General features: G+C 72.3%; 9 protein-coding genes and 1 pseudogene. 8 read left to right on the forward strand and 2 right to left on the reverse strand.

Features of this window, described 5'->3' with window-relative positions; all coding sequences use genetic code 11:
- Nucleotides 1-245: 245 nt before the first annotated feature.
- Both ACFV3E_RS31525 and ACFV3E_RS31530 read right to left on the reverse strand, forming a co-directional pair.
- A complete protein-coding gene (locus ACFV3E_RS31525; protein ID WP_500537757.1) occupies nt 246-1,883 on the reverse strand; it encodes an FAD-dependent oxidoreductase in 1,638 nt (545 codons plus the stop codon).
- Between the two features lie 53 nt (nt 1,884-1,936).
- On the reverse strand, nt 1,937-2,155 hold the full coding sequence (locus ACFV3E_RS31530; RefSeq protein WP_500537816.1) for a hypothetical protein: 219 nt from the start codon (nt 2,153-2,155) through the stop codon (nt 1,937-1,939).
- Between ACFV3E_RS31530 and ACFV3E_RS31535 the strand changes: the two genes are divergently transcribed.
- From ACFV3E_RS31535 to ACFV3E_RS31570, 8 genes and pseudogenes are all read left to right on the forward strand, one after another.
- Nucleotides 2,075-3,130, forward strand: a complete 1,056-nt coding sequence (locus ACFV3E_RS31535) for a SchA/CurD-like domain-containing protein (protein ID WP_500537812.1) — start codon at nt 2,075-2,077, stop codon at nt 3,128-3,130. The genes ACFV3E_RS31530 and ACFV3E_RS31535 overlap by 81 nt on opposite strands.
- A gap of 80 nt (nt 3,131-3,210) precedes the next feature.
- Complete coding sequence (locus tag ACFV3E_RS31540) at nt 3,211-3,648, forward strand: cupin domain-containing protein (RefSeq protein WP_499514104.1); 438 nt, start codon at nt 3,211-3,213, stop codon at nt 3,646-3,648.
- Nucleotides 3,645-4,913 carry a beta-ketoacyl-[acyl-carrier-protein] synthase family protein gene (locus ACFV3E_RS31545; protein WP_500537758.1) on the forward strand — a complete coding sequence of 423 codons (1,269 nt, stop codon included), beginning with the start codon at nt 3,645-3,647 and terminating at the stop codon, nt 4,911-4,913. Before ACFV3E_RS31540 ends, ACFV3E_RS31545 begins: the two co-directional genes overlap by 4 nt.
- Entirely contained in the window at nt 4,910-6,130 is a 1,221-nt protein-coding gene (locus tag ACFV3E_RS31550; RefSeq protein ID WP_499514106.1) for a ketosynthase chain-length factor, read from the forward strand. Before ACFV3E_RS31545 ends, ACFV3E_RS31550 begins: the two co-directional genes overlap by 4 nt.
- 28 nt (nt 6,131-6,158) lie before the next feature.
- The gene (locus ACFV3E_RS31555) at nt 6,159-6,416 is read left to right on the forward strand and encodes an acyl carrier protein (RefSeq protein ID WP_500537759.1); all 258 of its coding nucleotides are present in this window, start codon (nt 6,159-6,161) and stop codon (nt 6,414-6,416) included.
- A gap of 2 nt (nt 6,417-6,418) precedes the next feature.
- Nucleotides 6,419-6,880 carry an SRPBCC family protein gene (locus ACFV3E_RS31560; RefSeq protein WP_500330399.1) on the forward strand — a complete coding sequence of 154 codons (462 nt, stop codon included), beginning with the start codon at nt 6,419-6,421 and terminating at the stop codon, nt 6,878-6,880.
- Nucleotides 6,877-7,209: a TcmI family type II polyketide cyclase gene (locus tag ACFV3E_RS31565; protein WP_500537760.1), complete on the forward strand. Its 333-nt coding sequence runs from the start codon at nt 6,877-6,879 to the stop codon at nt 7,207-7,209. Before ACFV3E_RS31560 ends, ACFV3E_RS31565 begins: the two co-directional genes overlap by 4 nt.
- Before the next feature lie 25 nt (nt 7,210-7,234).
- Nucleotides 7,235-7,455, forward strand: a pseudogene (locus ACFV3E_RS31570) (hypothetical protein); the annotation flags it as partial.

Raw genomic sequence — 7,455 nt, forward strand, 5'->3', positions numbered from 1 at the left:
GGGGGGGGTGGCGCGCGGGGGGGGGGCCGGGGCCCCGGCCGGGGGGGGGGGGGGGCCCCCGGCCGGCCCGGCCCCCCCCACCGCGTTCGGCGGGGGAGACGCCGAGCTCCGGCGGCGGCGCCCCGGGCCGAGGGCGCCGCCGAACGGGAACGGCGGCCACCGGCGCTCCCGTGAGCGTGGTGGCCGCCGTTCACACGGTCAACCGTCCCCCCGTGCCGTCTCCTCGGCCGCCTGCGGCGCGACGCTCAGCCGAGCCGCAGCACCGAGGTGAGGACCTCGTCCAGCGTCGCCGCGGGGTCCTCCACGGCCTCGCGGCTCCGCCATGCGACGAAGCCGTCCGGGCGGACCAGGATCGCGCCGCTCGGCGTCAGGCCGTGCACCGCGGTCCAGTCCGTGCCCGCCTCGGGCACCAGGTCGGCCTGCGTCGACTCGCCGAGCCGGTACGCCTCCAGCGGCACCCCGAGGCGCTCCGCGACCGTGCGGGCCGCGTCGTGCCAGGCCGTGCCCTTCGGCCCGTCGCCGGTGAGCAGCACCATGGAGCGCTCGTACAGGTCCAGCGTGGAGCGGCGCTCGCCGTCCCGGGTGGTCACCCACACGTGCGGGGAACGGCCACCGGGTTCGGCGACCGGCCGGAAGTCCTCGGGGACGACCGGCCGCCCCGGGTCCGCGCCCAGGAACGCGCCCTCGGGGTAGCGGTAGCCCAGCGCGACCACCAGGACGCCCTTCTGGGGCCCGCCGCCGGCCGGCGGCGCGTAGCCCGGGTGGGCGTGCTCGGCGGAACGGGCGGAGGCCCGCTCGCTGGTGGCCACGGCGACCGGGCGGCGCTCGGCCTCGTACGTCTCCAGCAGCTCCGGCCCTGCCCAGCCGCCGGTCACCGCGGCGAGCTTCCACGCCAGGTTGTGGGCGTCCTGGATGCCGGTGTTGGAGCCGAAGGCGCCGGTGGGGGACATCTCGTGGCACGAGTCGCCGGCGAGCAGCACCCGCCCGCGCCCGTAGGAGTCCGCGACCCGCTCCGCGGCCCGCCAGGGGGCCCGGCCGGTGATCTCGATCTCCAGGTCCGGCACGCCCACCGCGGTGCGGATGTGCGCGGCCAGCCGCTGGTCGGTGAAGTCCTCCGGCGTCTCGCCCCGTTCGGGGTGCCAGGGGGCGTGGAAGACCCAGTTCTCCTGGTTGTCGACCGGCAGCAGCACGCCGTCGGCGTCCGGATTGGTCAGGTAGCACGCGATGAAGTAGCGGTCGCCCACCGCGTCGGCCAGCCGCTTGGCGCGGAAGGTCGCGCTGATGTTGGCGAAGAGGTCGCCGCGTCCGGTGTGACCGATGCCCAGGGCGCTGCGCACCGGGCTGCGGGGACCGTCGGCCGCGACCAGGTAGTCGGTCCTGACGGTGCTGCGGTCGCCGGTCTCCCGGTCCATCAGCTCGCAGGTGACGCCGTCGTCGTCCTGGGTGAACGACACCAGCTCGGTGCTGAAGCGCAGGTCGCCGCCGAGCGTGCGGGCGTAGTCCAGGAGCACCGGCTCCAGGTCGTTCTGGCTGCACAGGCACCAGCCGCTGGGGCTGATGCCGGACAGCCGGCCGCCCGGGTCGATCTCCCGGAACAGCCATTCGGCGTTGTCCGAGGTCAGCGAGTCGGCCTGCAGGATGCCGTGGTTGTCGGCGAGTACGGAGGCGGCCTGCCGGATCAGCGGCTCGGCCCGGGCCGTACGGAACAGCTCCATGGTCCGCAGGTTGTTGCCGCGGCCACGGGGGTGGATGGAGGTACCCGGGTGCTTCTCGACGAGGACGTGCCGGACGCCGAGCCGGCCCAGGAAGACTGAGCTGGAGAGCCCGACGAGGGAGCCCCCCACGATGAGGACCGGAACCCGGTCTTCGGCCTGTGGAGTCATAGCTCCCTTGATGCCCGATTACCGGGGGTATTTTCGCCCGTCACCCAATTGGATCACATATCTCGCACCGGTTGGGCCACCACAGCACGATCGTTGGACGACGGACCTCGGGGGTTGCTCGCTCTCGGAAGAGGTGGAATATGCCGGCCCAGGCCGAAAAGGTCTCGCAGTCCGCGCTCGATGGCAATCGCCTGCGCGTCGTCCTCATGCTTGATGTTGAAGACGATGCCGAGCAGCGGTTTCTTGACGCGTATGACCAGATGTGCCGCCACGTCGCTGCCGTGCCCGGACACGTCAGCGACCAGCTTTGCCAGTCGATCGAAAATCCCTCGCAATGGCTGATCACCAGTGAGTGGGAGAGTGCGCTGCACTTCCTCGCCTGGGTGGACAGCCCGACCCACCTGGAGATGGTGCAGCCGATGCACGGCTGTGTGAAGGACACCCGCTCGCTCCGCTTCGGGGTGCTGCGGGAGACCCGTACCTCCTACGAGTCCGGTCGCATGCAGACCGTGCCGAGGGTCGGGGACGGGATCATCCGTCACGCCATCACCTTCACCGTGAAGCCCGGCAGCGAACAGCAGGTGGCGGACATCCTGTCCGGCTACACCTCGCCGCAGGCCGTGGTCGACGAGAACACGCGGCTGCGCCGCACCTCGCTGTTCATGCACGGCAACCGTGTCGTGCGCGCCGTGGAGGTGGAGGGCGACCTGGCCAGGGCACTGCGCCATGTCGCCCGCCAGCCCGAGGTGCGGGCGGTCGAGGAAGCCATCAACCCCTACCTGGAGGTGGACCGGGATCTCAACGACCCGGGCTCGGCACGGGAGTTCTTCGCCCGCGCCGCGCTCCCGGCCGTGCACCACGTCGCCAAGGGCACCGACCGGCCGGAGGGCCTGAGCCGCCACGCCCTGATCTACCCGGCCAAGGCGGGCTCCGGCCAGGCCGTCGCCAAGATGCTCGCCCAGCAGGACGAGGAGGCCGTGGACGTCCGCAAGGGGCCGCTCGCGCGCAGCACCGTCTTCCTGCGCGAGAGCGAGGACATCGTGGTGCGCCTGGTCGACCTGCGGGTCCCGGTCGAGGAGGCCTCGCTCATCGCCGTGGGCGCCGCCGGCAAGCACAAGACCGGCGTCCTCGCCCGGCTGCTCGACCTCGGTCCCGACTGGGACCTCGCGGAGGAGCAGGGCCTGAAGCGGTTCCTCGTCGAATACGACATGCGCATGGTCACCGACCGCAGCGCGGCCACGTCCTGACCCGTACGAGCCATCGGCAGCCGGCAGGTACCGGCCGGCCCGGGGTGCGCCCCGGGCCGGCCCCGCCGGAGGAGGCAAGCATGGATGATCTTCTGACCAACGAACGGAACGTCCCGTTCACGCCGACCATCGTGAACCTGGGGGACACCCCGCACAACCGCCGTCGCGGCGGCGACCTGCGGGCGATGCTCACCCCGACCGCGTGCGGCGCCACCAGCGGCTTCATGGGCGTCGCGCTCGTGGAGCCCGGTGACCGGATCGGCGAGCACTACCACCCGTACTCGGAGGAGTTCGTGTACGTGGTGTGCGGTGCGCTCGAGGTGGACCTCGACGGGGAGCCGTACGTGCTCCGCCCGGAGCAGGGCCTGATGATCCCGCCGTACGTCCGCCACCGTTTCCGCAACGTCGGCGACACCGAGGCCCGGCTCGTCTTCCACCTCGGTCCGCTCGCTCCGCGCCCGGAGCTGGGCCATGTCGACACCGAGCCCACCGAGCAGACCGAGGACGCGGCGTCATGACCCGCCGGGTGGCGGTCACCGGGGCCGGTGTCGTCGCCCCCGGCGGTGTCGGGGTCCCCGCTTTCTGGGAACTGCTCACCGCCGGCCGGACGGCGACCCGAGGGATCACGCTCTTCGACCCGACGGGCTTCCGGTCCCGCATCGCCGCTGAGGTCGACTTCGACGCGGCGGCCTGCGGGCTGAGCCCGCGGGACCTGGAACGCGCCGACCGGTACGTCCAGTTCGCGCTCGTCGCGGCCGCCGAGGCGGTCCGCGACGCCGGGCTGGAACTGGACGAGGAGGACCCCTGGCGGGTCGGGGTCTCCCTCGGCACCGCCGTCGGAGGCACCACCCGGCTGGAACACGACTACATACGCGTCAGTGAACGCGGCGCCCGCTGGGACGTCGACCACCGGCAGGCGGGTGCGCACCTGCACAGGGCGTTCGCGCCCAGCGCGCTCGCCTCGGAGATAGCCGAACGGCACGGCGCCCGCGGTCCCGTGCAGACCGTCTCCACGGGCTGCACCTCCGGTCTGGACGCCGTGGGCTACGCGTTCCAGACCATCGAGGAGGGACGCGCCGACATCATCATCGCCGGTGCGTCGGACTCCCCGATCTCCCCCATCACGGTGGCCTGCTTCGACGCCATCAAGGCCACCTCCCCCAACAACGACGATCCGGCCCACGCCTCCCGGCCCTTCGACGCCCGCCGCGACGGCTTCGTCATGGGCGAGGGCGGCGCCGTGCTGATCCTGGAGGAACTGGAGCACGCCAAGGCCCGCGGTGCCCGGATCTACTGCGAGATCGGTGGTTACGCCACGTACGGCAACGCCTACCACATGACCGGGCTCACCACCGACGGCCTGGAGATGTCCGAGGCCATCGACCAGGCACTGGACCACGCCAGGGTCGACCCGTCGGACGTCGACTACGTCAACGCGCACGGCTCGGGCACCAAGCAGAACGACCGCCACGAGACCGCGGCGGTGAAGCGCTCGCTGGGCGCGCATGCCTACTCCACGCCCATGAGCTCCATCAAGTCCATGGTCGGCCACTCCCTGGGTGCGATCGGCGCGATCGAACTGGCCGCCTGCACCCTGGCCCTCGCCCACGGCGTGGTGCCGCCGACCGCCAACTACGAGACCCCGGACCCGGAGTGCGACCTGGACTACGTCCCGCGCACCGCCCGTGAGCTGAAGCTGCGCGCCGTGCTGTCGGTCGGCAGCGGATTCGGCGGGTTCCAGTCCGCGGTGGTCCTCAACCGACCGGAGGGGAGCCAGCGATGAACACGCAAGCGGTGGTCACCGGCATCGGCGTCGTCGCGCCGAACGGCATCGGAGCCGACGCCTTCTGGAAGGCGACCAGGGAAGGTGTCGCCGTCCTCGACGCGGTCACCCGCGAGGGATGCCGGGACCTGCCGCTTCGGGTCGCGGGCGAGGTCCGCGGCTTCGAGGTGTCGGCGGTCGTCGAGGACCGCTACACCGTGCAGACCGACCGGTTCACCCACTTCGCGATGGCGGCCGCGGACCAGGCCATCGCCGACTCGGGCCTGCGCTTCGACGAGGAGTCACCCTTCGACATCGGAGTGGTGACGGCGGCCTGTTCCGGCGGCGGCGAGTTCGGCCAGCGTGAACTGCAGCACCTGTGGGGCAAGGGGCCGAACTTCGTCGGCCCGTACCAGTCCATCGCGTGGTTCTACGCGGCGAGCACCGGTCAGATCTCGATCCGCGGCGGCTTCAAGGGCCCCTGCGGCGTGGTGGCCAGCGACGAGGCCGGTGGTCTCGACGCCATCTCCCACGCCTGCCGCAACATCACCCGTGGCAACGGCACCCGGGCCGTCGTCGTCGGCGCCGCCGAGGCGCCGCTGGCGCCGTACTCGGGTGTCTGTCAGCTCGGATACGAAGAACTCAGCCTGGAGGAGGATCCCGAACGGGCCTATCTGCCCTTCACCCGGCACGCCCGCGGTTTCGCCCCCGCCGAGGGCGGCGCGATGCTCGTGGTCGAGGACCCCGAGCACGCCGCCGGCCGCGGGGCCGAGGTGCAGGCCGTCATCGCGGGGCACGGTGCCACCTTCACCGGGGCCTCGCGCTGGGCGGAGTCCCGTGAGGGACTGGCCCGCGCCATCCGCGACGCCCTCGCGGAAGCCGGGTGCGCACCCGGGGACATCGATGTCGTCTTCGCCGACGCACTCGGCACCCCGGAGGCCGACCGCGCCGAGGCGCTGGCCCTGGCCGACGTGTTCGGCAAGCGCGCCCGGAAGATTCCCGTGACCGCCCCCAAGACCGGCACCGGCCGCGCCTACTGCGGCGCCCCGGTGCTCGATGTGGCCGCAGCCGTGTTCGCCCTGCGGCACGCAGTCGTGCCCCCCACCCCCAACATCACCGACACCTGCCACGACCTCGACCTGGTCATCGGCCGGCCCCGGCCGGCGGAACTGCGGACCGCGCTGGTGCTCAGCCGCGGCCTCATGGGTTCCAACTCGGCCCTGGTCGTCCGGGCGTAGCGCAGGCGCAGTGAAGGAGAGCTCTTCCATGAGCAAGGAACTGACCTACGGCGAACTCGCCGCCCTGATGAAGTCCAATGCCGGCATCACCGTCGACGTGGCCCTCCTGAGCGGCCACCCGGAGACACCCTTCGCCGAGTACGGCCTGGACTCGCTCGGCCTGCTCGGCATCGTCGGCGCCCTGGAGAACGACCGGGGCATCCCGATCGCCGGCGACGCCGACTCGTGCAAGACCCCCGGCGCCTTCGTGGACGTCGTCAACACCTCACTCAAGGCAGGAGTCTGACCATGCCCGGCCACACCGAGAACGAGATCACCATCCCCGCCCCCATGGACGTCGTCTGGGACGTCACCAACGACGTGGAGGGCTGGCCGGACCTGTTCAGCGAGTACGCCTCCGTGGAGATCGTGGAGCGCGAGGGCGACCGGGTCGTCTTCCGGCTCACCATGCACCCCGACGAGCACGGCCAGGTGTGGAGCTGGGTCTCCGAGCGGATCGCCGACCGCGCCACCCGCACGGTGCGCGCACACCGGGTCGAGACCGGCCCGTTCCAGTACATGGACATCCACTGGCAGTACGAGGAGGTCCCCGGCGGCACCCGGATGCGCTGGACCCAGGACTTCGCCATGAAACCGGGCGCCCCCCTCGACGACGAGGCGATGACCGCCCGGATCAACGACAACTCCAAGATCCAGCTGGAGCTGATCCGCGAGCGCATCGTGCAGCGCCACGGGGGCGGCGCGGCATGAAGGCCTACCGCAGCCTGATCGTGGCCAGGATGAAGCCCGGCGTCGAGGAGCAGGTGGCGCAGGTCTTCGCCGAGTCCGACAAGGGCGAACTGCCGGGTCTGATCGGGGTCACCGGACGCAGCCTGTTCCAGTTCGGCGACGTCTACCTGCACCTGGTCGAGGCCGAGCGGCCGCCCGGCCCGGAGGTCGGCAGGTACAAGGACCACCCGGCGTTCCGGGACATCAGCGACCAGCTGTCGTCCTTCATCTCCGCGTACGACCCCGAGACCTGGCGCGAGCCCAAGGACGCCATGGCCCGGGAGTTCTACCGCTGGGAGCGCAGTGGCTGACACGGCCACCGCCGAGCCGGACTGGGTGCGCTGCGAGCGCTGCGCCGCGCTCGTCTACGGCAAGCGCTACGCCCGTACGCTGCGCGTCTGCCCCGAGTGCGGCGCGCACGGCCGGCTCACCGCCCGGCAGCGGCTCGACCAGCTGCTGGACCCCGGCTCCTGCCGGGCGCGCGGCCCGGGGGGGGGGGGGGGGGCCGGGGGGGCCGCCCCCCCCGGGGGGGGGGGGAACCCCCCCCGACCCCCCCC

Source organism: Streptomyces sp. NPDC059718 (assembly GCF_042733315.1).
Classification (GTDB): Bacteria; Actinomycetota; Actinomycetes; order Streptomycetales; family Streptomycetaceae; genus Actinacidiphila.